The 24357-nt window shown below is 44.7% G+C and carries 26 protein-coding genes; 11 read left to right on the top strand and 15 right to left on the bottom strand.

Going from position 1 to position 24357, the window contains the following annotated elements; translation table 11 throughout:
• Window positions 1-328: 328 nt before the first annotated feature.
• Together ACYVNW_RS07360 and ACYVNW_RS07355 are read left to right on the top strand one after the other, a co-directional pair.
• Window positions 329-1237, top strand: coding sequence for an AEC family transporter (locus ACYVNW_RS07360; RefSeq protein WP_460679203.1), 909 nt, complete (start codon window positions 329-331; stop codon window positions 1235-1237).
• 34 nt (window positions 1238-1271) lie between these two features.
• On the top strand, window positions 1272-1685 hold the full coding sequence (locus tag ACYVNW_RS07355; protein WP_460679202.1) for a BLUF domain-containing protein: 414 nt from the start codon (window positions 1272-1274) through the stop codon (window positions 1683-1685).
• Between the two features lie 15 nt (window positions 1686-1700).
• Here the strand turns inward: ACYVNW_RS07355 and ACYVNW_RS07350 are convergent, their stop codons facing one another.
• The 3 genes from ACYVNW_RS07350 to ACYVNW_RS07340 all read right to left on the bottom strand — a co-directional run bounded on the left by ACYVNW_RS07350 (window position 1701) and on the right by ACYVNW_RS07340 (window position 3546).
• Window positions 1701-2705, bottom strand: a complete 1005-nt coding sequence (locus ACYVNW_RS07350; RefSeq protein WP_460679201.1) for a glycosyltransferase family 9 protein — start codon at window positions 2703-2705, stop codon at window positions 1701-1703.
• Window positions 2706-2824: 119 nt separating this feature from the next.
• On the bottom strand, window positions 2825-3091 hold the full coding sequence (locus ACYVNW_RS07345; RefSeq protein WP_460679200.1) for a DUF3072 domain-containing protein: 267 nt from the start codon (window positions 3089-3091) through the stop codon (window positions 2825-2827).
• A gap of 101 nt (window positions 3092-3192) precedes the next feature.
• A complete protein-coding gene (locus tag ACYVNW_RS07340) occupies window positions 3193-3546 on the bottom strand; it encodes a DUF6249 domain-containing protein (RefSeq protein ID WP_460679199.1) in 354 nt (117 codons plus the stop codon).
• 109 nt (window positions 3547-3655) lie between these two features.
• Between ACYVNW_RS07340 and ACYVNW_RS07335 the strand changes: the two genes are divergently transcribed.
• Together ACYVNW_RS07335 and ACYVNW_RS07330 are read left to right on the top strand one after the other, a co-directional pair.
• Window positions 3656-4213 (top strand): RNA polymerase sigma factor, encoded by a 558-nt coding sequence (locus tag ACYVNW_RS07335; RefSeq protein ID WP_460679198.1) that lies wholly within the window; start codon window positions 3656-3658, stop codon window positions 4211-4213.
• An 11-nt stretch (window positions 4214-4224) separates the two neighbouring features.
• On the top strand, window positions 4225-4641 hold the full coding sequence (locus ACYVNW_RS07330; protein WP_460679197.1) for a hypothetical protein: 417 nt from the start codon (window positions 4225-4227) through the stop codon (window positions 4639-4641).
• A 4-nt stretch (window positions 4642-4645) separates the two neighbouring features.
• Here ACYVNW_RS07330 and ACYVNW_RS07325 read toward each other — a convergent pair whose 3' ends face one another.
• The gene (locus ACYVNW_RS07325) at window positions 4646-7057 is read right to left on the bottom strand and encodes a hypothetical protein (protein ID WP_460679196.1); all 2412 of its coding nucleotides are present in this window, start codon (window positions 7055-7057) and stop codon (window positions 4646-4648) included.
• 253 nt (window positions 7058-7310) lie between these two features.
• On the opposite strand from ACYVNW_RS07325, the gene ACYVNW_RS07320 reads away from it, so the two are divergent.
• Both ACYVNW_RS07320 and ACYVNW_RS07315 read left to right on the top strand, forming a co-directional pair.
• Window positions 7311-9029: a carbamoyltransferase family protein gene (locus ACYVNW_RS07320; RefSeq protein ID WP_460679195.1), complete on the top strand. Its 1719-nt coding sequence runs from the start codon at window positions 7311-7313 to the stop codon at window positions 9027-9029.
• A gap of 3 nt (window positions 9030-9032) precedes the next feature.
• The gene (locus tag ACYVNW_RS07315) at window positions 9033-10001 is read left to right on the top strand and encodes a glycosyltransferase family 2 protein (protein ID WP_460679194.1); all 969 of its coding nucleotides are present in this window, start codon (window positions 9033-9035) and stop codon (window positions 9999-10001) included.
• A 298-nt stretch (window positions 10002-10299) separates the two neighbouring features.
• Here the strand turns inward: ACYVNW_RS07315 and ACYVNW_RS07310 are convergent, their stop codons facing one another.
• The 3 genes from ACYVNW_RS07310 to ACYVNW_RS07300 are packed head-to-tail and all read right to left on the bottom strand — an operon-like array spanning window position 10300 to window position 12531.
• Window positions 10300-10719, bottom strand: coding sequence for a hypothetical protein (locus ACYVNW_RS07310; protein ID WP_460679193.1), 420 nt, complete (start codon window positions 10717-10719; stop codon window positions 10300-10302).
• A 12-nt stretch (window positions 10720-10731) separates the two neighbouring features.
• A complete protein-coding gene (locus ACYVNW_RS07305; RefSeq protein WP_460679192.1) occupies window positions 10732-11427 on the bottom strand; it encodes a pseudouridine synthase in 696 nt (231 codons plus the stop codon).
• 45 nt (window positions 11428-11472) lie between these two features.
• Window positions 11473-12531, bottom strand: a complete 1059-nt coding sequence (locus ACYVNW_RS07300; RefSeq protein ID WP_460679191.1) for an AI-2E family transporter — start codon at window positions 12529-12531, stop codon at window positions 11473-11475.
• A gap of 209 nt (window positions 12532-12740) precedes the next feature.
• Here ACYVNW_RS07300 and ACYVNW_RS07295 point away from each other — a divergent pair, with 209 nt between their 5' ends.
• A complete protein-coding gene (locus ACYVNW_RS07295) occupies window positions 12741-15299 on the top strand; it encodes a zinc-dependent metalloprotease (RefSeq protein WP_460679190.1) in 2559 nt (852 codons plus the stop codon).
• Between the two features lie 184 nt (window positions 15300-15483).
• Here the strand turns inward: ACYVNW_RS07295 and ACYVNW_RS07290 are convergent, their stop codons facing one another.
• The 3 genes from ACYVNW_RS07290 to ACYVNW_RS07280 are packed head-to-tail and all read right to left on the bottom strand — an operon-like array spanning window position 15484 to window position 18055.
• Entirely contained in the window at window positions 15484-16398 is a 915-nt protein-coding gene (locus tag ACYVNW_RS07290) for a DUF72 domain-containing protein (protein WP_460679189.1), read from the bottom strand.
• A gap of 3 nt (window positions 16399-16401) precedes the next feature.
• Complete coding sequence (locus tag ACYVNW_RS07285; RefSeq protein WP_460679188.1) at window positions 16402-16989, bottom strand: GNAT family N-acetyltransferase; 588 nt, start codon at window positions 16987-16989, stop codon at window positions 16402-16404.
• Window positions 16979-18055: a M20 family metallo-hydrolase gene (locus tag ACYVNW_RS07280; RefSeq protein WP_460679187.1), complete on the bottom strand. Its 1077-nt coding sequence runs from the start codon at window positions 18053-18055 to the stop codon at window positions 16979-16981. Before ACYVNW_RS07280 ends, ACYVNW_RS07285 begins: the two co-directional genes overlap by 11 nt.
• Window positions 18056-18194: 139 nt before the next feature.
• Between ACYVNW_RS07280 and ACYVNW_RS07275 the strand changes: the two genes are divergently transcribed.
• The 3 genes from ACYVNW_RS07275 (at window position 18195) to ACYVNW_RS07265 (ending at window position 20463) form a co-directional block, all read left to right on the top strand.
• Entirely contained in the window at window positions 18195-18875 is a 681-nt protein-coding gene (locus ACYVNW_RS07275) for a basic secretory protein-like protein (protein WP_460679186.1), read from the top strand.
• A 78-nt stretch (window positions 18876-18953) separates the two neighbouring features.
• The gene (locus tag ACYVNW_RS07270; protein WP_460679185.1) at window positions 18954-20240 is read left to right on the top strand and encodes a DUF2851 family protein; all 1287 of its coding nucleotides are present in this window, start codon (window positions 18954-18956) and stop codon (window positions 20238-20240) included.
• Window position 20241: 1 nt separating this feature from the next.
• The gene (locus tag ACYVNW_RS07265) at window positions 20242-20463 is read left to right on the top strand and encodes a PspC domain-containing protein (RefSeq protein ID WP_460679184.1); all 222 of its coding nucleotides are present in this window, start codon (window positions 20242-20244) and stop codon (window positions 20461-20463) included.
• Between the two features lie 13 nt (window positions 20464-20476).
• Here ACYVNW_RS07265 and ACYVNW_RS07260 read toward each other — a convergent pair whose 3' ends face one another.
• The 3 genes from ACYVNW_RS07260 to ACYVNW_RS07250 form a co-directional block, all read right to left on the bottom strand.
• On the bottom strand, window positions 20477-20863 hold the full coding sequence (locus ACYVNW_RS07260; protein ID WP_460679183.1) for a response regulator: 387 nt from the start codon (window positions 20861-20863) through the stop codon (window positions 20477-20479).
• Between the two features lie 321 nt (window positions 20864-21184).
• On the bottom strand, window positions 21185-21310 hold the full coding sequence (locus ACYVNW_RS07255; protein WP_460679182.1) for a hypothetical protein: 126 nt from the start codon (window positions 21308-21310) through the stop codon (window positions 21185-21187).
• 187 nt (window positions 21311-21497) lie between these two features.
• Window positions 21498-22187, bottom strand: coding sequence for a DUF1345 domain-containing protein (locus ACYVNW_RS07250; protein WP_460679181.1), 690 nt, complete (start codon window positions 22185-22187; stop codon window positions 21498-21500).
• 99 nt (window positions 22188-22286) lie between these two features.
• Between ACYVNW_RS07250 and ACYVNW_RS07245 the strand changes: the two genes are divergently transcribed.
• Entirely contained in the window at window positions 22287-22754 is a 468-nt protein-coding gene (locus tag ACYVNW_RS07245; RefSeq protein WP_460679180.1) for a hypothetical protein, read from the top strand.
• On the opposite strand, the gene ACYVNW_RS07240 is transcribed toward ACYVNW_RS07245, so the two are convergent.
• Window positions 22751-22957 carry a YwbE family protein gene (locus tag ACYVNW_RS07240; protein ID WP_460679179.1) on the bottom strand — a complete coding sequence of 69 codons (207 nt, stop codon included), beginning with the start codon at window positions 22955-22957 and terminating at the stop codon, window positions 22751-22753. The two genes, ACYVNW_RS07245 and ACYVNW_RS07240, sit on opposite strands and share 4 nt — an antisense overlap.
• 6 nt (window positions 22958-22963) lie before the next feature.
• Window positions 22964-24298, bottom strand: a complete 1335-nt coding sequence (gene argH, locus ACYVNW_RS07235; RefSeq protein ID WP_460679178.1) for an argininosuccinate lyase — start codon at window positions 24296-24298, stop codon at window positions 22964-22966.
• Window positions 24299-24357 lie beyond the last annotated feature (59 nt).

The raw sequence follows: 24357 nt of genomic DNA, 5'->3' as shown, positions 1-24357 counted from the left end.
GGATCATCATTCACTTGTCATTTTGAGAGTTGAGGAGAAATCTTCCTCGAGCCATACGTAACCTTAGACGGGCTTAGTGCCAGAGGTTTTGGCATTTACCGAAAAGCTAACCAGCCGCTATATTGCCCTGTCATTGTGAGAGTTAGCGTGGCAATCGCTTGCAATACAGAGGCGTGGATGCCTCCGTGCTGTTGCCACGCTATCGCTCGCAATGACAAAACTATTAATGGTGGTTGAAGGAATGTTTGGATGTAATACTGTTCGCACCACTATTATAAATACAATTAATCTATGCTGTAAGCAATAACGAAGGCTATTTTTGCAGCTAATGACTAACTTCCTGTTAATCGGTATCTGCATTTTGGCCGGTATGCTGTTTCGGCGCAGTAATACCCTGCCGGCAGATGCGCATAAGGGCATCAATGCCTTTATTATCTATTTGGCGTTACCTGCTGTATCATTCAAATATTTGCCCCACATTAAGTGGGATAATCAATTGCTGTTGGCTGCGTTGGCCCCCGTTATAGTTTGGGTAGCGGCCTGGTTATATGTTACCGTTTATGGTCACGTAACCGGGGCAGACAAAGCTACGGTTGGTGGCCTCAAACTTACTTCGGGCTTGTGCAATACCTCCTTTTTAGGGTTTCCGCTTATTGCCGCGTATTTTGGTGAGCAATACATCGGCACGGCAGTCATCTGCGATCAGGTTTCATTTATATTAATCTCTGTGGCGGGTATCATTGTTGCGGTACGTGCATCGCAAAAGCAGCAATTAAGCGCTGGCTTATTGGTGAAGCGCGTACTCAAGTTTCCACCATTTTTAGGTTGTATTGGGGCACTAATTATTCCTCATTTTATCAATTTAACGCCCATCAGTGCGTTGTTCGATAAACTGGCTGCCACGGTTGGACCTATGGCCTTGTTTTCTATTGGCTTACAATTACGGTTCAGTGGCTGGCGCGAAGAGGTGAAGCACGTGTCGGCCTCGTTAGTTTATAAACTGATGCTGGCACCGGCACTTATCATGCTCATTGCCTTGGCGCTGCGGCTCAGGGGCAGCATTGCTCAAATCAGTGTATTTGAAATGGCCATGTCGGGCATGTTAACCACCGGCATTATAGCCGATGAGTATCATCTCAACCCTAAACTATCCAATTTAATTGTGGGCCTGGGTATTGTATGCTGTTTTGTTACATCAGCTTTTTGGTGGTTTGCGGTTACGCAATGGCTGGCATAGCGTATATTTGCAAGTACATACATATATACTTTTAATGAAATACCTACTTTACCTAAGCACCGCATCACACTTAATGAATGAAGATGAACTGATTTCATTATTACAGATCAGCCGCAGCAAGAATACACAAAAAGGTTTGACTGGGATGCTATTGTATAGTGAGGGTACTTTCATTCAGTTATTAGAAGGCGACGAAAGTCAGCTGGCTTCCACCTACCGGTCTATTGAAAGCGACAAACGTCATTATAACATTATTAAAATGCTGGAAGGCGAAAGCAGCAGCCGGCACTTTCCGGAATGGACTATGGGGTTTAAATCGGCCAATGCTGAAGAAATGGAAGAGTTCAAAGGCTATATTAATCCTTCGGCTAACGCCTTTTTAACTCAGGAAGATGCCCGTCCGCTCATCCGCATGCTAAAAACTTTTGCAGATACCAACCGGATGTAAACCGACAGCCGTTTTTTAACGGCTTAACACTTTTACCGCTACCTCGAATACCAAATTGTAATCAGGTGTTTTTGTCCAGTCGATGGTTAAATGTGTTTCTTTATCAATTGGCGCCCACCGACCTGGTTCGCCATCCATGCTGATGACTACACTTGGCGTTTTAAATGCTGATGCCATGTGCGATACACCGGTACAATTCGATATTAAAGCCCGTGCGTTTTTAATTAATACCCCAACAGCACCTAAGGTAGTAATACCGGCAGTATTAATGGCCTGGTGTTTCATGTAACCCATTACTTCATCAATAATCGGCTGCTCACCTGCCGTGCCTGTAATTACTGGCTGATAGCCTTGTTCGGCTGCATAATCGGCCAGTGCTGCAAAATGTTGGGTTGGCCACTGCCGCCATGCCCCGCGTGATCCGGGATGGATGCAAACATACTGCTGCGGTTGGATAGGTAAGTTCAATGCCGCATACTCCGCTTCATCACTTGGTGTAACTCGAAACTCTAAGGCATTGCCTTGTGATGAAATGCCTAAAAACTCCATTAACTGTATATGCCGCTCGGGTTCAGGGCCTTCGTTGGGGTAGGGCATAAAGTAGTCCAAATTGGGTGCATAATCGCCGGGTGTGTAGAAACCACCCAGTTGTCTGGCACCAAAAAATTCCATCATGGGGTTAATCACAGTACCGTTGCCCTGCATTTGCAGCAGTAAATCGTACCCTTGTTGCTGAAAATCTAAAAAGAATCGTGCAGTCTTGGCGGCATCAAAAGGTTGCTCGGGCAAGCCTGGCAGGCCGGGGCAATGCACAAACTCATCGAAGTATTGATGGAAGCGCTCAACAAAACTTTCAGCCCAAGGTAAACCTAATAAAGTGATATGTGCATGAGGGTAAGCATTGCGCAGCGCCCGCATGGCCGGGATGATGCAAAGCATATCGCCCAGTTGCAAAGTACGGTAAACGGCAATTTTAAGTTGGGTTGCTCCTTGTTGTGCAAGTTGAAGTTTCAAACTCATTAGGTTGGTGGTAGAAAATAAAAAAGTTGCTTAGCCAGTAGTCACTGCTTGTCGCAATAACAGATGGCTAAACAACCTCGCCGGTAAAATGTTCCCGTATGGGGGATGGAATACAAGTTTTATTCTTCTACACCTCTGCCGGTTTTATGCTGCAATTCGTCAATTTTTTTCGAAGCATCAGCTTTATTCAGGCTCTCGTCCATTTCTTCGCCTGCCTGGTCTGACAATGTTTTCAGATAAGAATGCTGGGCACCGGTCATGGGTTCATCACCGGTGGTCCACTCATCCGGGTCTTTTACCGCATTCGAGCCTTTTTCGTTATTATTGGTGGGCGTGTTCTGATTATCATCAAACAGCTCTTTTTCATCCTGATGTTGCTTTGCCATAGTTTAATGTATTTACACTAATAGTAACAATTCCGGTGCCACAAATACTTTTTTGGCTAAAAAAATTAGTAAAATGAGTTTGGCCCATTCAGTAGCTGTGCTTACAAATCAGTTTGCTTTACCTCGTTACGGGTAACAAAGTAGTAGGCTAAAAAGCCTAAGGCAAGGCAAACCGCTTCCACGCCAAATGGCAGCGGCGAATTTTCGGTGTACGGAATGTATTGTAGTATGATCAAACCAATACCGCCAAACAGTAAAATTAAACCCCACTTTAAGGTATCAAACTTTAAATTGGCGCTTGAATTATTTAGTAATTTCACCGAGCTTTCATTTACATGCCCAGCATTAATCATCTTTACTTTAATGCGGTGGTTTAATATAGCCTGAATGATTAAAAAGAATCCGCCCATGATGGCCGGAATGATTACCATTGCGGTGATGTCTCCTGAGTTCATATGTGTTGTAAATTAAATGTTATGCCCCGTTAGACATAGGCACAATTTAAAAAGTTGCAATAAATTTACTGCAACTTTTTAAAATGCACTGGTGTCTAACCCCACACAAATGCACACCGAACCCGAACTGATTAACCGTATACTGCAAGGCGATCTCCATGCTTTTAAGCTTTTAGTGAAGCAACACGAAAAGCTGGTGAGGCATATGGTGAACCGGCTGATCAGTAACCCCGCTGAGGCAGAGGACGTATGCCAGGAGGTATTTATAAAGGTATACCGGTATTTGGGTAATTTTAAGTTTCAGAGCAAACTGAGCACCTGGGTAGCACGCATTGCCTACAGTACGGCCATTAACCAGTTGCGCAAGGAAGGTGGTAAGCGAAGTTTAACGGATGATATCAGCGATTACGAGCACCACCATGCTACTACCGAAACACCCGAAAGTCTGTTGCATAAAAAAGATACTGCTGCCTTTGTACAGCAGGAAATTGCTAAACTGCCGGTAAACTATCGTACGGTGCTCACGTTATACCATTTAAACGAGTTTAGCTACCAGGAGATAGAAGAAATAACCGGCCTGCCCGAAGGAACAGTAAAGAGTTACCTGTTCAGGGCCCGAAAGTTATTAAAGGACAGATTGCAACGCCATATGCACGCACATGTTTAAATTGTAAAACTATGAAAGAGATAGATGACGAAGAATTGCAAAACTTAATTGCCCGGCAATTCGGTGATAAGAGCCGCATTGACAAACCAGGTGCTGAAAATGAGGATGAGCAACTTTACAGCATGTTGTTTACTGCTCTGTCGCAAGAGCCGCCATTGGCCCCTTTGCCGCTTGCAGACAATGTAGTAGCGATAATTGAGCAGGAGCAAAAAGCAGAAGCCGTAAAGTATAATGCGATTCTGGCAGGTGCATCAGCTGCAAGTTTGGTAGCTGTTGTTATTGCTTTGGCAATATTTAGTCCGGCTGTGCTGAATGATATTGCCGGCTTGGTTAAAAATTATACGTCTGTACTGGTATTTATCATTGTGGCTTTTGCAGGCATTCAGTATCTGGATAAAAAGATAGTAAAAAGCCATGCAATGCTCTAAGTGCTTAGTGCTTGTTCCCGATATTGCTAACCGAAAAGTCCTTTTCGGCATACAAAATTCCATTATTGCTCAGCCCCTGAACAATAACGCGAAAGTTGCCGGTGAGGTCACTTACATAAAAGGATAATTCGGCTTCTTTGTTATGGGTAAGCCACACTGCATGGTTCCAGTATACAGTTGAATAGTATTCGGGGGTAGATAAGTTGATTTGTGAATAATCGGATCCATAAAACTCTTTACCCAGATTGATTCCCTCATAACGCAATACTGCCAATGGCAAACTGTTAGTGGTATAATAAACTATGGTACCCGGAGTGCCCGGCGGATGATTAGGGCAATTCATGATATTGTAAATACATACATAATAATCAACCTCTCTACCCAAATATACTTTGTTGCTGGCGGTAATTGAGTTATCCTTTCGGGCTTTAATAATTACCTCTTTAAGCAGGTTATTTTTCTGCATTCCATTAAGCGCCATACTTGTGCTGTTCTGCATATCAAGCGCAGGCTGAGCTTCTTCGGCCAAAAGCTGGTCTGCTACTGTGCGGTTCAGCTTCTCGTATGGGTCGGTCATATGGGTAATGTAATTATTCTTTTCGGCTGCATTAGCTGTAATCAGCAACTTCTTACCATCTTCAGAAATCAGGTCTTCGGCGCTGACAGTAAAGTTACCTGCAGCATCGGTTGTAATCTGCTTTAACGCACCACCGGCTAATATATTAACCAAGGCTGGTTTCTTTAACGTTTTGTCAAATCGGGTAATGTTCCCGGTAAATACTGTGCTTCGGTTGTTCTGTAAGGTATCCTGTGCCTGCGTAGTCATTGCTTCCTTCCAGCTGTAGCGCCGCCATCCTTTCACCAGCAACACATCTTCTATAAACTGCATGCTGGCGTAAGCACGCCCTTTGTTATTAAATGGCAATGTACCCAGTGCATGGTTTAAATACACGTAGCTTTCCATATCCTGCTGTGTGGCCGGTACTAAACGGTTACTTTGCACACAAGCTACAGATACATGGCCCTGCAGGGGCTGGTTGCTTTTTAAATCAGTAAGCTTCAGTTTAAGTGTTACCTTTTCCCTGGTATTATACTGCGCTTTACCGGTGTTTATTTCTATATGCTCCGGCTGGTTATAATGTGCAAAAAACATGCGCTCAGCTACCGGGCGACCCAGGCTATCAAGCAGGGTAGCTATCATTAAGCCTTTCGGCATTTCCTGCATGGCCAGTTTAATACGGTTTGCCCCGGTTGCCGGCAGGTGCATTTGTTTATTTAAAAAAACGTCCTGATAATTATGTATCAGCAAACTTATGGTTTGCGGGGAAGCAAGCTTTATTTGAACCAGCAAGGTATCATTAGCAACAGCGCGCGGAATATTTAATACAGGCAAACCTGATATGGCAGCTGGTAATTCATATAGGGTGTTTTTTTGTGCCGCATTTTGGTTTAATAGTTTCAGCCTGTAACGGCTGCCCGGCATAGGCATCAGCCTGATTTTTCCAATGCCATAAGCTGCAGTTTCAATGGTATCTATTGAAATGCCATCCTTATACAAAACGCCGCTAACCTGTACCGGCTGCCCCCCGGTTGTTTTTGCTTCCCAGCCTATCGTATTTAATTGGCCGGCTACCATATTGCCGCCCTCCGGGTAAAATTTAACGCTGATGCCTGCCGGCTGGCTTTGCGGTACAGCTATGCTTAAATTTTTAATTTCATCCTTATATTTTATATTGGCAAACAGTATAGTCTCTTTAGTTTGAGTGGCAGCTGGTATAGTTATTATTGCCTCGCCCTGCTTGTTTGTTTTAACATGCCCTTTTATATTACTGCCCAGCCTATAGTTGACTTGGCAGACAGGCACCTCATCACTTGTTAGGCTTCTGGGAGTAACTTTAACCTTTACCTGCAGCGGATGACCGGCTCTTGCACCAGTATCAATGATTTGCATCGCAGCATCGAAGGTTTGGTTAGCCACTGTTTTTACAGCAATGGGTTGTGAATAAACATCCAGTGGTTCTCCTTCTTTATTGAGCATATTGGTATAGGCCAGTAAATGGTAATTTCCGGGCAGGATGGTATCGGGCAGTAGTAAGTTGCCAAAACCTAAACCTTTGGCCATTGCAAATTTGCCTTTTAACGCGATGGTACGGTCATCGTCTTTTACCAATAGTACGGATAGAGTGTGGTACTGCTCCAGCGGCAAACCGGCATCTTTAAGCACATACGCTGTAAACCATATATTTTCGTTGTTAGTATAAACGCCTTTATCGAAATGTACATAGATTAATGCCGATGGCTTGCTCTTGCTATACCATTCCAAGCGGCTGATATAGTCTTCTGTTTTAGATTGCTGGGCAGAAGCCAAACCAAAACAGCCTGATATTAACAGAAAAAGTAAACAGAGTGACTTCATTGGTGCAGATTGTTCACTAATGTATATGAAATATTCTCAACCCAGGGTGCAGCACTTAAATTTTAACAATTTGAATAATGTGAGCGATAACTTGTTGACTTTCACTTAATCAATGAGGAAATATTTATCGTAAGTATTAAATTACTTACTCTGGTTTAACAAACCTTAACTTTTGGCAAACATTTACCTATACTTCTGCCTTTAAGGGTTGTAATTAACTACGCTCATCTATCTATAAAAATTTATACCCCACATGTACACCTTAGGCATTAACGCTGCATTTCATGATACGGCAGCGTGTTTAATTAAAGACGGTCAGTTACTGGCTGCTGCAGAAGAAGAACGCTTTACCCATTTCAAACACGGCAAGCGCCCGGTACCATTTTCTACCTGGGAGCTGCCCTTTCATGCTATTGACTACTGTTTGAAGGTAGCCGGCATCCACATCAATGATATCGATCATGTGGCTTATTCGTTTGACCCTTATCAGTTGACTGGCGACCAGTATAAAGGCAAAGGCACTATCGAAATTCCGTTTGAGCCTACTACCGACCCGGTAAATGCCGACTGGCTGAATGTATGGGATCCGCTGTTTTTGTCTTCCATGATTAATGCCGTAGGCCAGCTGAATGATGGCTATCCGCATCACCTGCAAAAACGCTTCTTTGGTGCCAATATACCGCGCGAAAAATGGCACTTTGTAGACCACCATGTGGCCCACGCTGCCAGCGCCTTCAATTGCTCACCGTTTGAGCGGGCTGCGGTAATGACGGTTGACGGCAGGGGCGAACTGGCTACTACTACTTACAGCGTAGGTAAAGGTCAGGATTTAAAACGTATTGGTCAGGTTAACTTCCCTAATTCTTTAGGATTATTATATGAAGAAATTACCACCCACCTGGGTTTCCTGCATTCATCAGACGAGTATAAAGTAATGGCTTTGGCCAGTTATGGCAAGCCGGAGTTTGTAAAAGATTTCAGGGAGATTATCCAGGTAGGGCCGAATGGGCAGTATACCATCAACAATAAAAACTTTACTGAGCGCTTTGGGCCGCAGCGTTTGCGCCATGAGGAATTTACCAGCCATCACTTCAATATCGCCCACTCATTACAGGTAGTACTCGAAGAAACTTTACTGGAAATTGCCGAATGGCTGCATAAAGAGACAGGTGAAGAGAACCTGTGTATGGCCGGTGGCGTAGCTTTAAACTGTGTGGCTAATGCCCGCTTGCGCGACAGAGGTCCTTTCACTAATATCTGGGTACAACCTGCATCGGGCGATGATGGTACCGCTTTGGGCGCTGCCCTGTGGGTTGATGCCCACGAGCGCAAAAGCGACAGCCGCGAGTTTGTGATGAACCATTGCTACTGGGGCCCCGAATACACCGACGAGGAAATTGAAAAGTTTATGAAATGGGCCAAAGTGCCTTATCGCAAACTGAATAATATTGCCGAGGAAACTGCCGATATCCTGGCGCAAAACAAGATTATTGGCTGGTACCAGGGCCGTATGGAGTTTGGACCAAGAGCATTAGGCAGCCGCTCTATTTTGGCTTCGCCAATTAGTCCTGAGATGCAGCAGCGTTTGAACGAGGTAAAAGACCGCGAAGATTTCCGTCCGGTAGCGCCTGTAGTACTGGAAGAAGAAGCCGCCAACTGGTTTGAAAATGCAGGTTACTCACCATTTATGCTGTTTGTATATGATGTAAAACCCGAAAAGGCCGACCAAATTCCGGCCGTGCGCCATACGGATGGTACGGCACGTATTCAAACCGTGAATGAAAATCAGCATAAAAACTATTATGATTTATTAAAGGCTTTTCAACGCAAAACAGGGGTGCCTGTATTGGTGAATACATCTTTCAATACGTTGGGTAAACCTATTGTGTGCACTCCAAGGGATGCCATTGAGTGCTTCTGGACTTCGCCTTTTGATGCCTTAGTGATCGGTTCGTTTGTGATTGAAAAATAAAGCATGATCCGGATCAGTGTGGTAGTCCCCACCTGGCAGCGCCCCGAACTTTTACAAAAATGTTTGGAGGCGCTTGCCCTGCAAACGCTTAGCGCCGAAGATTTTGAAATTATTGTGGTAAGCGATGGGCCGGATGCTGTTACTGCCAAAGGTTTAGAAAACTGGGTGGCTACTAATCCGACGCATCACCGCTTTTTGCCTATGCCGCAAAAAAAAGGTCCTGCTGCTGCCCGCAACTACGGCTGGCAGCATGCGCAGGCCCAATTAATTGCTTTTACCGATGACGATACCCAGCCCGATACCCATTGGCTGAATGCTTACCTGCAAGGCTGGAATGGCAATGACTTAGCGGCATTTACCGGCAGAGTAATAGTACCGCTGGAGCGCCGCCCCACCGATTTTGCCCGCAATACCGCCGGCCTTGAAACTGCCGATTTTGTAACGGCCAACTGTGCCTGCACCCGCTGGGCCCTGCAACTCACCGGCGGTTTTGATGAGCGTTTTGCTATGGCTTGGCGCGAGGATAGCGATTTGCACTTTAAACTATTGCAGCACCAAATACCACTCAGCAAAAATGAAGCGGCTGTAATTGTGCATCCTGTGCGCCCGGCAAAATGGGGTGTAAGCATCAGTGAGCAAAAGAAGACTATGTATAATGCACTGTTATACAAAAAGTTTCCGCAGTTGTATGCACAACATGATAATGCCCGGCCGCCTTTGTTGTACTATGGCATAATGGCTTGCGCATTAATGTGCATAGTTGGTTTGTTAATACACCAGTCTGTTTGGGCGCTATTGTTTTTTACGTGTTGGTTACTGCTAACGTTGTGGTTTGCAGTGAAGCGACTGCGCAATAATTCGCACAGCTTCAGTCATATAATAGAAATGTGCTACACATCAGCAGTGATTCCGTGGCTGTCGGTCTATTGGCATTTTTATGGGTTGATGAAATACCGGACTTGGTTCGTGTAATACAATCAAAAAATTTGTTATTACTGGGAGGAACGACATAGGAATTGCTTGCTGTGCATAGGGACAAATGCTTATATGCGATTGTCTCACTACCGCTCGCTATGATAACACTATTTAGTAAAATACACACTCCCTTCTTTTCATTCCGACCGTAGGGAGAAACCTTCTTCATCAAGCCGGTCTGCAGCAGATGCATCGCTCGAAGAAGATTTCTCCCTGCGGTCGAAATAACATATCGAAGAATAACTTGGGTTATATTAACATTAACAATTAAAAATTCATTTAGCCGTTTTCAGTATCATTCAAGCAACTGATAACCCTTAAAATTCCAGTATCCCTCTGCATCCTTTTGGTAGATAACTTTATAACGGCCTTCTTCAGTGCCAAAGTCAAAAGAAAATTCATTCACCGTTTTATCAGTAGGGATGTATTGGTGGATAATAGTTTCGGCAATGTCTTCTAAAACAGTGGCCAGTTCTACTTGCGGCGCTGCTGCTGGTGCTTTTGCGGATGATTGCTGATAAGCACTGAAGTTTTCAAATACATAACCATCAATTGTCCCTGTATTTTGCCGGGCAGCTTCAAAAGCAGTTTGCTCTTTAATGGCTGCATAAGCCTCCATGGCAGGCAGTATCACCAGCCGCTCAAAATCTTCCTGACTATTAAGCACAAAATCCTGGTTAAAATAGCGGTCAAATACTTCTTTGGCTGTTTCCATGTAGTAGTGAAATTAGTTAGCTGCATTTACGGGCCAGCTCATCAGGCCCATGGTTCTTATAAACTCAGGCTGCAAGGGAGCCGCGATTTCAATTTGTTGGTTGGTAACCGGGTGTACAAAGCTCACAAAAGAGGCGTGCAGCATCATGGTATCCATTTGCCAGGTTTGCTTAAAATGCCGGTTCTGTTTGTTGCAGCCATGTGGTCTGTCGCCAATAATAGGGTGGTGAATATGGGCAAAATGCCGCCGCAGCTGGTGCATACGCCCGGTAGTAGGCACAGCTTCAATTAATGAGTAACGGGTAGTAGAGTGCTGGCCCAAAGGTATATTTATCTCGGCTCTTTGCAGGGTAGTATAGGAGGTGAATGCCTCCTGAAGTGTACCATTTTCTTTTTTTAACGGGTAATCAATTTCCCCGGAATCATCGGTATAGCCACGAACAATAGCCAGGTATTTCTTGATGATTTTTTTTGTGGCAAACAGCTGGTGCATCAGGTGCTCATATTCTTTATCCAATGCAAAAAGCAAAACGCCCCCCGTTTTGCGGTCGAGCCGGTGAGCAGGGTAAACCGGGCGGCCCAATTGGTCGCGGAGTAATTGCAGGGCAAATTCCTGCACATCGCCGGCAATAGGCGAACGATGAACCAGCAAACCGTGCGGCTTATTAATAGCTACCAGGTAATCATCCTGATATAAAATATCGAGCATTGAATTGAATAAGCCGCGAAATTAACAATTCAATACTAAACGCAGCTATTGGGTAATGATTGGCGAATCATCTTTTTGCTTTTTCACGTAAAGCTCATCAATAATAATCATCAATATAGCAATCAGTGGCACGGCCAAAATAATACCCAGCGCACCTGATACGCTACCCATAATCAACTGCCCGATTAAAGACACAGCAGGAGGGATATTGATCATGCGCTTCTGGATGGTTGGGGTAATGATGTTGCTTTCCAGCGTTTGTATCAGTATATATAATATAGCTACAGTAAGCGCAGTGTTAAAGCTCATCGTCAAGGCAATTAGTACCGCAGGTGCCATAGCAATTACGGGCCCAAAGTTGGGGATGAAGTTGAGCAAACCTGCAAATACTGCTAAAGCCAGTCCCATAGGTACGCCAATAATGGTTAAACCAATACAGCTTAAGGTGGCAATAATCAGCATGGCCAGCATCATGCCTTTCAACCAGGCTTTAAGGGTGTGGGTAATACGGTCAAGTATGCAAATGGCATCGGGCCGAGCTTTTTTGGGGATGAGCATAATCACACCATCTTTATATAAACTCGGGCTTACTGAAAAGAAGATGCCCATAAAAATAATGATGTATAAATCGCCCACCACACCAAAGCTGGTGCTGAAAAAGTTTTGAGCGGTGGTATAAAGTTTCTTCTGCGAATCGGTACCCGAAAAGTTGTCCATAATCTTATTACCGATATCGGTTGAACGCAACTGGTTTTCGGCCTTTTCAACCAGTGCCGGTATATCGCGGCTGATGGTGCTGGCCTGAGCTGATATTTTGGTACCTAAAAACCAAACCAGCAGGGCAATAATAGAAATAGTAATAATTACTGAACCGGCCATAGCCACGCTGCGTTTAGTTTTGGTATGGCGTTGTATAATATCGCCCAGGCCATGAAAATAAGTGGCAATCAATGTACCGGCCAGTACCATCAGCAGTACCCCGAAGGCTGCTTTCAGTATAAATATCAAGATGGTAAGCAGGGTTACACTGGCAATGGCAATCCAAACTTTCTGCACATAAGAGTACTCGTCTTTAACGTTGGTTTTAGTATCAAAATCGGCCATAAAATGGGAGAGTTGCGTAATAGATATACACTTAAGGCAAAAACAACTAAAATGTTTAAAGTAATGCAGTTTTATAGTAACATACCAACGCTGAAGCAGCAACAGATGCGTGTATTATAAGCAGATAATTAACGGTTTTGTAACATATTAGCTATAAACATGCAACTCTATATGCTTTATATAACTTAGGTTGAAATTTATTTAAACTAATGAAGAAACTTTTACTTCCTGTAGTTCTCTCAGCGCTTACCGTTGGGGCCATGGCACAAACCCGGCCCGATTCCAGCGCCCGCAGAACCGCGCTTCCGGGAGGCTTTGCGGGTAATGCTACCCAGCAACGTGCCCAGCCCAAGCCTTACAAATCAGTAATTACTGAGAAAGCCGTTACCCGCAAAGGCTTGTTCAAAACCCACAAGGTGGATGATCACTATTATTTTGAAATTGGTGATAGTGTGTTAAACCGCGAAATTTTGGTGGTAAGCCGTATCTCTCGTGCCGGTGCCGAAGTGCGTGAGGCCGATGGCTACGCCGGCGACCAGATTGGCAGCAGCGTGATCCGCTTTGAAAAAGGGCCGAACAACCGCATCTTTTTACGTAAAATATCTTACCGTACTTATAGCCCCGACAGCACCAAGGCCATGTACCAGGCAGTACAGCGCTCCAATATTCAGGCTATTGCAGCTGCGTTTAATATTGCGGCTTATTCGCCTGATTCAAAAGGAAGCGTAATAGACATGACCGATTACATCAACGGTGATAATGATATTTTCTTCTTCGGCTCGCCACAGTCAAAGCAGCGCATCCGTTTGGGTACGCTGCAGGCCGACCGCAGCTATATTGAGAATGTTCGTCCGTTTTCAAATAATATTGAAATCAGCACGGTAAAAACTTATGGTTTGCTGGCCTCTTCGCCGTTTGGCAGAGGAACTGCGCCTGCTCCAACTATGGGTGCTGCTGCATCGCAAGGTTCTGAAACTGTTGAATTAAATACTTCATTACTGATGCTGCCGCGCGTGCCTATGCAGGCCCGTTATTTTGACCCGCGCGTAGGTTACTTCACTACCGGTTACACCGATTTTGATTTGAACCCGCACGGCGTAAGAGATGTGCAGCTGATAGCGCGCTGGCGCCTGGAGGTAAAACCGGAAGATATGGCCAAGTACAAACGCGGCGACCTGGTGGAACCTAAGAAGCAGATTGTGTATTACATTGACCCGGCCACCCCTAAAAAATGGGTGCCTTACCTGATAGCTGGTGTAAACGACTGGCAGAAAGCTTTTGAAAAAGCAGGTTTTAAAAATGCCATCGTAGCTAAAATGGCACCAACCGGCAAACAGGATTCAACCTGGAGCCTGGATGATGCCAACCACTCGGTAATTGTATATAAGCCATCAGAAACTGAAAATGCCAGCGGTCCGCATATTTCTGACCCACGCAGCGGTGAGATTTTGGAAACGCACATTAACTGGTACCACAACGTCATGAAACTGGTGCATGATTGGTACATGATACAAGCTGCTGAAAGTGACCCACGCGCCCGTAAAATGACTTTTGATGATAAGCTAATGGGCGATTTGATCCGTTTTGTGTCTTCACACGAAGTGGGCCACACCCTGGGCCTACGCCATAACTGGGGTTCAAGCTCAACTGTGCCTACCGAAAAACTGCGCGATAAAGCGTGGGTAGAAGCACACGGCCATACACCATCTATTATGGATTATGCCCGCTTTAACTACGTAGCGCAGCCCGAAGACCATGTAGATACCAAAGGTTTATACCCACGCATAGGCGATTATGATAAATGGGCCATTGAATGGGGCTACCGCGTATTGCCTAATGATAAAGGACCAGAGTGGGAAAAACCCGTATTAAACAAAATGACTGTTGAGGCACTGAAAGATCACCGCCTGTGGTTTGGTACCGAAAGCAATCCGGATGATCCGCATTCGCAAAATGAAGATTTGAGCGACAATGCCATGCTGGCCAGTACTTACGGTATTAAAAACCTGCAACGCATTTTGGTGAAACTACCGGAGTGGACTAAAGAGGAAAACGAAGGTTACGATAACCTGGAGAATATGTACAACCAATTAACCGGTCAGTTTAACCGTTATATGGGCCATGTAGCCAAAAACATTGGTGGTGTGTACGAAACTCCTAAAACAGTTGAACAGGCAGGTGTGGTATATGAATATACCCCGGCTGCCACCCAGCACGAGGCCATGGTGTTTTTAGACAAGCAATTGTTTACTACTCCAACCTGGTTATTAAACCAACCTATATTGCAGGATATTGGCCAAAGCCCGGTACAAGTAGTATACCGCAGCCAGGAAACTATATTGAACCGCCTGGTTGCCCCACGCACCCTGAACAAGCTGGTGGTTGCTGAAGCAGCTGAAGGACAAAAAGCTTACAAAATCACCGACTTTTTTGCTGATATGCAGGGCAGCATTTTCAGGGAGCTGAAAAGCAATGCACCAATTGATGTATATCGCCGCAACTTGCAAAAGCTGTATGTGGATAAACTGATTGACATTGTGAACCCACCGGCACCGGCCAGCACTACTGTTGCATTTACCGCAGGCCGTGGCGGTGCTCCTCAGCGCGAAATGGAACAAACTGATGCCGTATCGGTAGCTAAAGCCCAGTTGCGTGCCATCAACAGCATGATAAAAACCTCATTGCCCGGTACCACCGACAGCATGAGCAACTATCACCTGCAGGATTTATCAGAGCGCATTACTGTAGCTTTGAACCCTAAAGGATAAGGATTCATCCCTCAATAATAAAAGCCGCTTTGCTTAACGCAGAGCGGCTTTTATTATTGAGGGAAAATTTTGTCATTGCGAGCGATAGCGCGGCAACCGCTTGCTATACCGAGGCGCAGATGCTTCCGTGCGATTGCCACGCTATCGCTCGCAATGACAACTTGAAGTAGTACGGCTTGTGGTATTAAAACAATCCCTGCTGCTGCGGTATCAGCCGCGGGCGTTTCAAATTTAATCCCAAATTTTTATTCAATTGTTCAATCAGGTAGTCAGCTATTACCGGCGTAGCATGTTCATCGTGCTGGTGCACGAAAAAATAAAGGCTTTGCAGGCCCTGCTGCTGCCATTGTTTGATGCGCTGCACCCAGGCATCAATGCGGAGGTAATCAGAAGGGTGCAGGTCATTGCCTACGTAACGGATAAAAGCATGGGGAGTGGGCAGATACAAGTGTACACAATCCCTTCGCCCGGCAGCATCGGTAATAATGGAACCCACATTCAAGTTATGCATCATTCCAAAAACCTCATCCCGTACCTGCGGATTGGCAAACCAGGCTTCATCGCGCAATTCAGTAAACAGGGGCACGTCGGTAGGGGCGTCCTGTAAAAAAGCTTTCAGGTCTATATAACTTTTGGGCGTAAAGGTATCGCTCAGTTGCAAAAACACCGGTCCCAGATGCTTCTCAAAGGCCATGATGCCCCTGTAAAAAGCAGTAGTCAGTTCGCTTGCATTTTTAAGCCGTTTGTGATGACTGATGATCTGCGAAAACTTAGGACAAAATTTAAAGTCCGGGTTCACCTCTGCTTTTGCGCGCCACTTGCTGATATGCTGTTCATCAAACACACGATAATAGGTAGCATTAAGTTCAATACTGTTGAACTGTTTAGCGTATTCGGTTAAAAAATCAGTGTCTTTGGTTTTGGGCGGGTAAAGTAATCCCTTCCATTCGCTATGTACCCAAGTGGGGCAGCCCACATATACCTGTAACGACGCTGCCGATGGCGAAGCGGCTAATACCTGAGTGGTAAAGTCAGGGTCGGGCGGGAGGGTGAAATCAACAGTTGCCAGCTGTTCGGGCCTTACTTTGCCAAACTCCATAGCTTACTTCACATAATGAGTAAAATGCTTGTGCTTTACACGCGGCCATTCGCTTTTCAAAATGCTGTAAAACACAGTATTGCGCAAAAAGCCATCATGCGTTTTCATGTGCTGACGCAGTATCCCTTCCTGGTGTGCACCTAAGCTTGCTACCGCCTTCCTTGAGCGCATGTTGCGCTCATCTACCCTAAACTCAATACGGTTGAGGCCCAAAGTTTCGAAGCCGTAAGTGAGTATCTCGTACTTCATGGCCCGGTTGAGGCCGGTGCCACGCCAGCTTTCGCCAATCCAGGTAGCGCCAATTTGCCCGCGTTCATCTTTCCAGTCAATATCCATCAGGCGGGTACAGCCGGCTACCTGGTTGCTTTTATGGTCGTAAATTGTCCACACGGCACAGGTTTCGGCTTCACGGTCGGCTAAAGCTTTATTGATATATTTATGCAATTCGCCGGGCTGGCTCAAGTCACTCAAACCGTAGGTCCATAGCTCCTTTTCATCGGCCACCTTTTGCAGCAAGGCCTCGTCAACGGCTTGTAAGGGCCGCAGGGTAACTATGCTGTTGGATAAAATAGGCTGTAAGTTATGCTTCATGTACGGTAATCGTTTCCAGTAACTGAATATACAATTCAATACCTTCTTTGATTTCGCTGAGAAGAATATATTCATCGGCCATGTGCGACCGCGCCGAATCGCCGGGGCCGATTTTCAGGGACGGAATATCCAGCAATGCCTGGTCTGAAGTAGTAGGTGAGCCATATGTGTATCGGCCCAGTTGCAAACCGGCCTGTACAATAGGGTGCTGCTTATCAATACTGGAAGGTTTGAGCCTGATGGACCGTGGTTTAACCTCACAACTCACATGCTGGCGGATGATATCCAATACTTCTTCGTTGCGGTAAGCATCAGTTACCCGCACATCCACCGTAAAGGTACAGGTAGCCGGCACCACATTGTGCTGCGAGCCAGCGTTAATAATGGTGACCGACATTTTGATCGGCCCGAATACTTCTGATTCTTTCGGAAATTTGAAATTACGGAACCATTCAATATCAGTAAGCGCTTTATAAATGGCATTTTCACCTTCCTCGCGGGCGGCATGGCCAGCCTTGCCATGAGCGGTGCAATCCAGCACCATTAAACCGCGTTCAGCAATAGCTAACTGCATTTGGGTGGGTTCGCCCACTATGGCAAACTCCAGTTCACCAAGATCCGGAATAACTAACTCTAAACCGTTGGTCCCTGAAATTTCTTCTTCGGAAGTAGCCGCCAGGCAAAAATTATAGTTTAAATCTGTGCGTTCGTAAAAGTATAAAAACGTACTGATGAGTGATACCAGCGGTCCGCCGGCATCATTGCTGCCTAAACCATACAAAGTATCGTCTTCTATGGCTGCATCAAAAGGCTTGCGGGTATAACCGGAGTTCGGTTTTACGGTATCATGATGCGAGTTTAACAGGATGGTGGGCTTTGCCGGGTCGAAGTATTTATTATAAGCCCATATATTGTTGAGCTTACGTTGGGTACGAATACCACGCTGCTGCAAAAACTGTTCAATAATATCTGCCGTTGGCGCTTCCTCGCGGCTAAATGATGGTGTTGCTATTAATTGTTGCAGCAGTTGCACGGCTTGCAAGTATAGAGTATCGGTAGTGATCATATAGTGCTGTAGAAAACTTTCATTTCCGTTAGTAGGGCAAAAGTACAGCATTTTTTCTGATGGCCTGTCTTGCAACTTTTTAAATACAAAGCTGTCTATTTATATTCAGGTATTTATATTTACGCCATATCAATTGAGTATGAAATTAAAATATGCCCTGCTGTTACCCTTATCTGCTTTAGTGTGGAATGCAAACGCACAATCTAAAACTTATAAACGCGATGGCTATACGCTAACATTTACCAATACCGATGCTACCTTACCTGCAAGTGAGCAGGAGCGGATTATCAATACGTTTTTTGATGTATATCCTAAACTGGCTAAAGCTTATAACAAGCACACCGCTAAAGACGTTAACATTTTGATTGATACCGCATATAAAGGTGTGGCCGAAACCGGTGACGCCCACATCCGCATAAGTTCAAAGTGGTTACATGACCGCCCCGAAGATATTGATGTGGTGACCCACGAAGGGATGCACATTGTGCAGGACTACGGCGAAACCACGGGGCCGGGATGGCTAACCGAAGGCATAGCCGATTATGCCCGCAGTGAGTTTGGCATCAACAATGCGGCTGCTAACTGGAAACTGCCCGATTATAAAGCCGGCCAAAGCTATGAAAATAGCTACCGCATTACCGCCCGCTTTTTGCTGTGGATAGAGCAGCACGTTAAAAAAGGGGTGGTTAAGGAATTGGATAAACAAATGCGCGAACATACCTACACTGCCGATAGCTGGAAAAAACTGACCGGCAAAACATTAGACGAATTATGGCAGGCCTATGTGGCCAGCCCGGCACTGGCTGCCAATACAAAATAAGCTGATAAGCCGCCCTACAGGCGGCTTATTTATTTACAGGCCGTTGTTAATTTAGCCTTTTCGCGTTATCTTGTCTTCATGCTTTTCACCGAAGACTTTTTGCATTATGTGTGGCAATACCGCTTGTATGACCGTGCGGCCCTGCAAACCGTTGATGGTGAAAATATTGAGGTGATGGCGCCCGGGCAGCACAATACCAACGCCGGGCCCGATTTTCATAACGCCCGTATTAAAATAGGTGAGACGGTTTGGGCCGGTACGGTGGAGATACACATTGCTTCTGCCGACTGGTACAAGCACACCCACCAAACTGATGAAGCCTACCGCAATGTAATTTTACATGTGGTATATGAAGATAATCAACCGGTAATACTACCCAACGGGCAAAAGTTACCCACCTTAATATTAAAGGGCCGCATTGCAGCCGATCTATACGGCCGCTACCACCAGCTGATTTACGGGCAGCAAAGGGTGATTCCCTGCGAGGGTTCCATTAGCAGAGTTTCGCAATTGAGCATGCAAAACTGGCTTACCCGCACACTTATTGAGCGGCTGGAACGAAAATCTGAAACTGTAATCCGCACGCTGCACCAAAACAGGGGTAACTGGGAGGAAACTTTTTACCAGTTGCTGGCTGCCAATTTTGGGTTTAATATTAATGCCCTGCCTTTTGAGTTACTGGCCCGCTCGTTGCCTCAGATTATACTGGCTAAACATAAAAATAGTGCGCTGCAAATTGAGGCATTAATTTTTGGACAAGCCGGTATGCTGGAGGGTGAATTTGCTGATGCTTATCCACAGCAATTACAAAAGGAATTTTCTTACCTGAAACACAAGCATAGCCTTGCGCCGCTGGAAAAGCATTTATGGAAGTTTTTACGATTGAGGCCTCAAAATTTCCCTACCATCAGGCTGGCCCAGTTTGCTGCATTAATAAACCAGAGCCAGCATTTGTTTTCGTTAATCATTGATTTGGAAGAACCTGCGGCTTTGCGTAAACTTTTTAGTCCTTTAAAAGTTAATGATTATTGGATAACCCACTACCGGTTTGATGCGGCATCCACCAGTGCTGATAAAACCATAGGTGCAGCTTCAATAGATAATATTTTGTTAAATACGGTGGTGCGGGTGCTGTTTGCTTATGGCCGGCATCGCCAGCAGCAAAAGTTTGTAGACCGCAGCCTGCAGCTACTCGAACAATTGCCTGCCGAACATAATTCTATTATTGAAGGGTTTAGTAGTTTGGGCATCAAACCCAAAAATGCGTTTGAAACGCAGGCTCTGCTCGAATTGAAAAGCAGCTACTGTAATTTTAAAAAGTGCCTGCAGTGCGGCGTTGGAAATTATATTTTAAACAGAAACTGATATGCTACAGCGACTTTTAACATTTTTTGAAAGGTACTCCTTCGGGGTATGTACTTATCTGGGCGAACGGCTGAATATATCGATAGCCAAAATCAGGTTGTTTTTCATCTATTCCTCATTCTTAGCGGTCGGCTTTCCGATTATATTTTACTTCTGTGCGGGTATCGTGCTTGATATACGGAATTATATCAAGCGTGTACATACCAAGTTTTCAGATTTGTAAAGCGCTTATGGGCTTATGAGGCCTTTAATGATTCATGCTCGCTTATTTGCCGGTGTATACGGCTAACGAGGTCGTGCATATCAAATGGCTTTTGTACAAAATCAGCCGCATAACTTTGTCTTATCGTGTTTTCCGTTTCGTAGTTTCCGCCCGATAATAATATTACAGGGATTTTGCTGGTACTCTCTATTGCCCTTAGCGCCCTGCAAATGGTACGGCCGTCCATTCCTGACAGCATAATATCCATCAGAATTAAGTCGGGGTTATAGGTTACAATGTTCTCGAATACTTTATCGCCGCGCTGTACCGTACAAACTTCAAAATCATGTATGGTAAGCAATTCGCTTAGTGCTTCAACAATAGCGGCGTCATCATCAACAACCAAAATACGCTTCTTCATCAAAAATATATATAGTATAGCTTATTATAGAGATATTCAAACATATTCAATTTACATGCCAATGTTCAAACATGTATTACTTCATATCATCTCATGTTTGACATAGATGTTATTTACAGATAGTAATAAGCAAATGTGAGTACCATAGATTAATAATTGTAATTATTGGTGTGATTCATCGCTGTAAAAATTTTAAATTTAATTTCTGTTTAGATAAGCGAATGTTGTTAGCAAACAACAACAGTTGCAAAAAACGAAAGGGGCAACTTCATGATGAAGCAGCCCCTCGCTGATTAACCCTCTTTTATAAAATAGTATATATTATGCGGCTTGTTTGGTGTTGCCTTGTTTGGCCGCTTTATAGTTTTTTAAATCGTTAGACAGTAAGCTTTTTAATTCAATATCTAATGCCTTTAACAGTACCTGGGTTTTAGTTGAATTTTTCATAGCGTTTATAAGTTTAATGTAGTTGTACAGCTTAGTACCAATAACGTGCCGGATATTCACAAATGACAATAATAGCTTTAAATGAAGTCATTAAGGGCTACCAGGTGTAAACCGTAGTTTACAGGTTTGTATCAAAAATCAGTCAACAGGCCAACGGTACCGTCTCAATTTGATGAAACAGGAAGAATTAATGCGATACAAGGCCGGAGATGATATTTATACTTAAGGCCACAATAGCAGTATTGAAGGCAAAAGAAATAAGGCCATGTGCCCAGGCCAGCCGGCGGATGTGCTTAGATGAAATTTCCACATCTGATACCTGGAAGGTCATGCCGATAACAAAGGAAAAATAAACGAAATCCATATAATCGGGTTCGTCTTCATCCGGGAAGTTTAAACCGCATGCCGGCTTGCTCTGGCCATTGTCGGTAGTGGTATCATAATAATCATGTGCATAGCGCATGGTAAATACGGTATGTACCAGCCACCAGGATACAAATACAGCGCCTAATGATACCAGCACATGCATAGCTGTTTGTGCATCAGAGGCAGACTTTGGTGATTTTAACAAAAATAAAATAGCACCCAGGCTTACCAGCGATGCGCCGATCACAAAGAGAAATATCAGGCTTCGGCTTGAATCCTGCAATTTGGCAATTTTAATAATTTCGCGTGGGTGAGCAGTGAGTATTACAATCCATTGCATCACAATCAAACTCATGCCGAAGCAAATCCAAATGAGCAGAATCAGCTCAGGTGCGCTGGTCAAATTTCTGAAACCAAAAAAAGCTGCGATGCCAACAACTAAGGCAATATACAGGCGGTGTTGGGCGTCGAGTTGTACATTTGCATTATTGGCTTCATTTTTGGCAGTCATACAGGGTAAGTGTTTTATTGGTTTGATAAACCAATTATACTGAAATTACGTAAAATAAAACCCGGCAGTATCATTTCTGCCTTAACTATTTAATTGCACATGAAGGCTTTTGCCGCATTAGTATTACACGTATTATCTGTACATTATTTATTTGTGTTTTTTGTAATAGGTGTGCCTGCGTTAATTGCAGGCCTCATGTTGCGTAAAAAGCCAGTGGTAAAGCGTTACGGGGTAGCTTACCTGTTTTATTTTGTGTTTATCGCCTGCCTGTTAGGCAGCAAATTATTTCCTGCACTTAACGAGTGGTACTTGAACCGGTATGGAATGCCGGGCGAAGCTGTGGTGGTAAGTGCCGATCAGGAGCCGGCCTGGTTTCGCAGAACGCCTGAAGTAAGATTGTTGTTAAAGATTGTGCCTAACGTAGGTCCGCCGTTTACCGAAGTGGTAAATGCTGCGCCATCACTCGAGGTGTTAGACAGCATACAGGTAGGAACTCGGCTGCAGGTACTATATGCCCCGCAGTATACGCATGATATTATGGTTTCCTCCTGGAAGAATATGGATTAAAAATCGTCTTCTTCTACAATATAGGCTACGCGGCCCACTTGCCCGTCCTCTAACCGTACTTTAATACCCCGCGAGTGGTAAGGGGCGCTGGTTAAAAGGTTTTTCACTATACCTCGTGTTAAGGTACCACTGCGCTGATCTTTTTTTAATATAATGTCTACCTCCAGGCCGGGGTAGATGTCTTTGCGGTTTTGTCCGTTCATGTAATATTAAGCTACGAGGTTACGAATGGCGTTTTCTGCTTCTTCGAAATTGAACTGCGCTACAATGGCATTCATAGCAGCTGTAATTTCAACATTATTCAGGTTACCTATGCTACCCTCATGCGTATGACGCACCTCTTTCTCCGGATTAAAGTTGCCCTGTTCTATAGCTAGGCCCACTTGTTTGTAGGCGTCCCTGAAAGGCACGCCGTTAAGTACCTGTTTGTTTACTTCCTCTACACTAAACAGGTAGCTGTATTTGGCATCGTTTAAAATATCGGTTTTCACCGTAACGTGCTCCAGCATAAACGCAGCCATTTGCAGGCAGCCCTTCAGTTCAGCAAAAGCCGGGAAAAGCAGCTCTTTCAATAATTGCATTTCGCGGTGATAACCGGATGGCAGGTTAGTAGTCATCAGGGCAATATCATTGGGCAGGGCCTGTAACCGGTTACATTTACCACGCATAATTTCCCATACATCTGGGTTTTTTTTGTGCGGCATAATACTGCTCCCGGTGGTCAGGTTTTCAGGGTAACTAATAAAGCTAAAGTTTTGGCTGAGGTATAAACAATTGTCCATTGCCAGTTTGCCCAGTGTAGCGGCGATAGAGGACAGTGCTTGCGCAATAATGCGTTCAGTTTTACCCCGGCCCATTTGTGCATACACCGAATTATAGTTTAAATTACCAAAGCCCAGCAACTGCGTTGTTAGGGTACGGTTTAAAGGGAAAGAAGAGCCATAACCAGCTGCCGAACCCAGCGGGTTTTTATTGGTGATGCGGTAAGCGGCCAATAAAAGTTCCATATCGTCAGTCAGGCTCTCGGCATAAGCGCCAAACCATAAGCCGAAAGAAGATGGCATTGCAATTTGCAGGTGAGTATAACCGGGAAGTAATACTGCCTTGTGCTTTTCACTCAATTCGGTGAGTTGGGTAAATAGGGCTTGGGCTTGCTCGGCGATTTGCTGTAACTCGTGGCGGAAATACAATTTCAAATCTACCAGCACTTGGTCATTACGGGAACGGCCGCTGTGAATTTTTTTGCCGGCCTCACCAATGCGGCGGGTAAGCAGCAGCTCTACCTGTGAGTGTACATCCTCAACACCGGCCTCAATGGTAAACTGTCCGTTTTGTATTTCCTGGTAAATGGCTTTCAGCTCTTGCTGTACTAAATTCAGATCTTCTTCATTCAGTAACCCAATGCTGTTTAGCATGCGGGTATGCGCCAATGAGCCTAATACATCAAAGGCGGCCATTTGGGCGTCCAGTTCGCGGTCACGACCAACAGTAAAGCTTTCTACCCAATCATTTACCTGGGTTGTTTTTTGCCACAGTTTACTCATAGGGGCAAAATTAGTGAAATAGTACATAGTTCATGGTTCATGGTTGATAGTTTATAGCG

It is taken from the genome of Mucilaginibacter koreensis (assembly GCF_054783355.1).
Note: the sequence above shows the minus strand (reverse complement) of the source record. Positions and strands in the feature narration are given on the sequence as shown.

Bases quoted from the DNA above. Each gene is read 5' to 3' on its own strand.
- ACYVNW_RS07295 (WP_460679190.1), top strand. From the start codon at position 12,741: ATGAAGAAACTTTTACTTCCTGTAGTTCTCTCAGCGCTTACCGTTGGG.
- ACYVNW_RS07310 (WP_460679193.1), bottom strand. From the start codon at position 10,719: ATGGAAACAGCCAAAGAAGTATTTGACCGCTATTTTAACCAGGATTTT.
- ACYVNW_RS07270 (WP_460679185.1), top strand. From the start codon at position 18,954: ATGCTTTTCACCGAAGACTTTTTGCATTATGTGTGGCAATACCGCTTG.
- ACYVNW_RS07285 (WP_460679188.1), bottom strand. From the start codon at position 16,989: ATGAAGCATAACTTACAGCCTATTTTATCCAACAGCATAGTTACCCTG.
- ACYVNW_RS07245 (WP_460679180.1), top strand. From the start codon at position 22,287: ATGAAGGCTTTTGCCGCATTAGTATTACACGTATTATCTGTACATTAT.
- ACYVNW_RS07345 (WP_460679200.1), bottom strand. From the start codon at position 3,091: ATGGCAAAGCAACATCAGGATGAAAAAGAGCTGTTTGATGATAATCAG.
- ACYVNW_RS07265 (WP_460679184.1), top strand. From the start codon at position 20,242: ATGCTACAGCGACTTTTAACATTTTTTGAAAGGTACTCCTTCGGGGTA.
- ACYVNW_RS07300 (WP_460679191.1), bottom strand. From the start codon at position 12,531: ATGGCCGATTTTGATACTAAAACCAACGTTAAAGACGAGTACTCTTAT.
- ACYVNW_RS07340 (WP_460679199.1), bottom strand. From the start codon at position 3,546: ATGAACTCAGGAGACATCACCGCAATGGTAATCATTCCGGCCATCATG.
- ACYVNW_RS07355 (WP_460679202.1), top strand. From the start codon at position 1,272: ATGAAATACCTACTTTACCTAAGCACCGCATCACACTTAATGAATGAA.
- ACYVNW_RS07280 (WP_460679187.1), bottom strand. From the start codon at position 18,055: ATGATCACTACCGATACTCTATACTTGCAAGCCGTGCAACTGCTGCAA.
- ACYVNW_RS07275 (WP_460679186.1), top strand. From the start codon at position 18,195: ATGAAATTAAAATATGCCCTGCTGTTACCCTTATCTGCTTTAGTGTGG.
- ACYVNW_RS07240 (WP_460679179.1), bottom strand. From the start codon at position 22,957: ATGAACGGACAAAACCGCAAAGACATCTACCCCGGCCTGGAGGTAGAC.
- ACYVNW_RS07290 (WP_460679189.1), bottom strand. From the start codon at position 16,398: ATGGAGTTTGGCAAAGTAAGGCCCGAACAGCTGGCAACTGTTGATTTC.
- ACYVNW_RS07320 (WP_460679195.1), top strand. From the start codon at position 7,311: ATGTACACCTTAGGCATTAACGCTGCATTTCATGATACGGCAGCGTGT.
- ACYVNW_RS07325 (WP_460679196.1), bottom strand. From the start codon at position 7,057: ATGAAGTCACTCTGTTTACTTTTTCTGTTAATATCAGGCTGTTTTGGT.
- ACYVNW_RS07305 (WP_460679192.1), bottom strand. From the start codon at position 11,427: ATGCTCGATATTTTATATCAGGATGATTACCTGGTAGCTATTAATAAG.
- ACYVNW_RS07350 (WP_460679201.1), bottom strand. From the start codon at position 2,705: ATGAGTTTGAAACTTCAACTTGCACAACAAGGAGCAACCCAACTTAAA.
- ACYVNW_RS07250 (WP_460679181.1), bottom strand. From the start codon at position 22,187: ATGACTGCCAAAAATGAAGCCAATAATGCAAATGTACAACTCGACGCC.
- ACYVNW_RS07360 (WP_460679203.1), top strand. From the start codon at position 329: ATGACTAACTTCCTGTTAATCGGTATCTGCATTTTGGCCGGTATGCTG.
- ACYVNW_RS07330 (WP_460679197.1), top strand. From the start codon at position 4,225: ATGAAAGAGATAGATGACGAAGAATTGCAAAACTTAATTGCCCGGCAA.
- argH (WP_460679178.1), bottom strand. From the start codon at position 24,298: ATGAGTAAACTGTGGCAAAAAACAACCCAGGTAAATGATTGGGTAGAA.
- ACYVNW_RS07335 (WP_460679198.1), top strand. From the start codon at position 3,656: ATGCACACCGAACCCGAACTGATTAACCGTATACTGCAAGGCGATCTC.
- ACYVNW_RS07260 (WP_460679183.1), bottom strand. From the start codon at position 20,863: ATGAAGAAGCGTATTTTGGTTGTTGATGATGACGCCGCTATTGTTGAA.
- ACYVNW_RS07255 (WP_460679182.1), bottom strand. From the start codon at position 21,310: ATGAAAAATTCAACTAAAACCCAGGTACTGTTAAAGGCATTAGATATT.
- ACYVNW_RS07315 (WP_460679194.1), top strand. From the start codon at position 9,033: ATGATCCGGATCAGTGTGGTAGTCCCCACCTGGCAGCGCCCCGAACTT.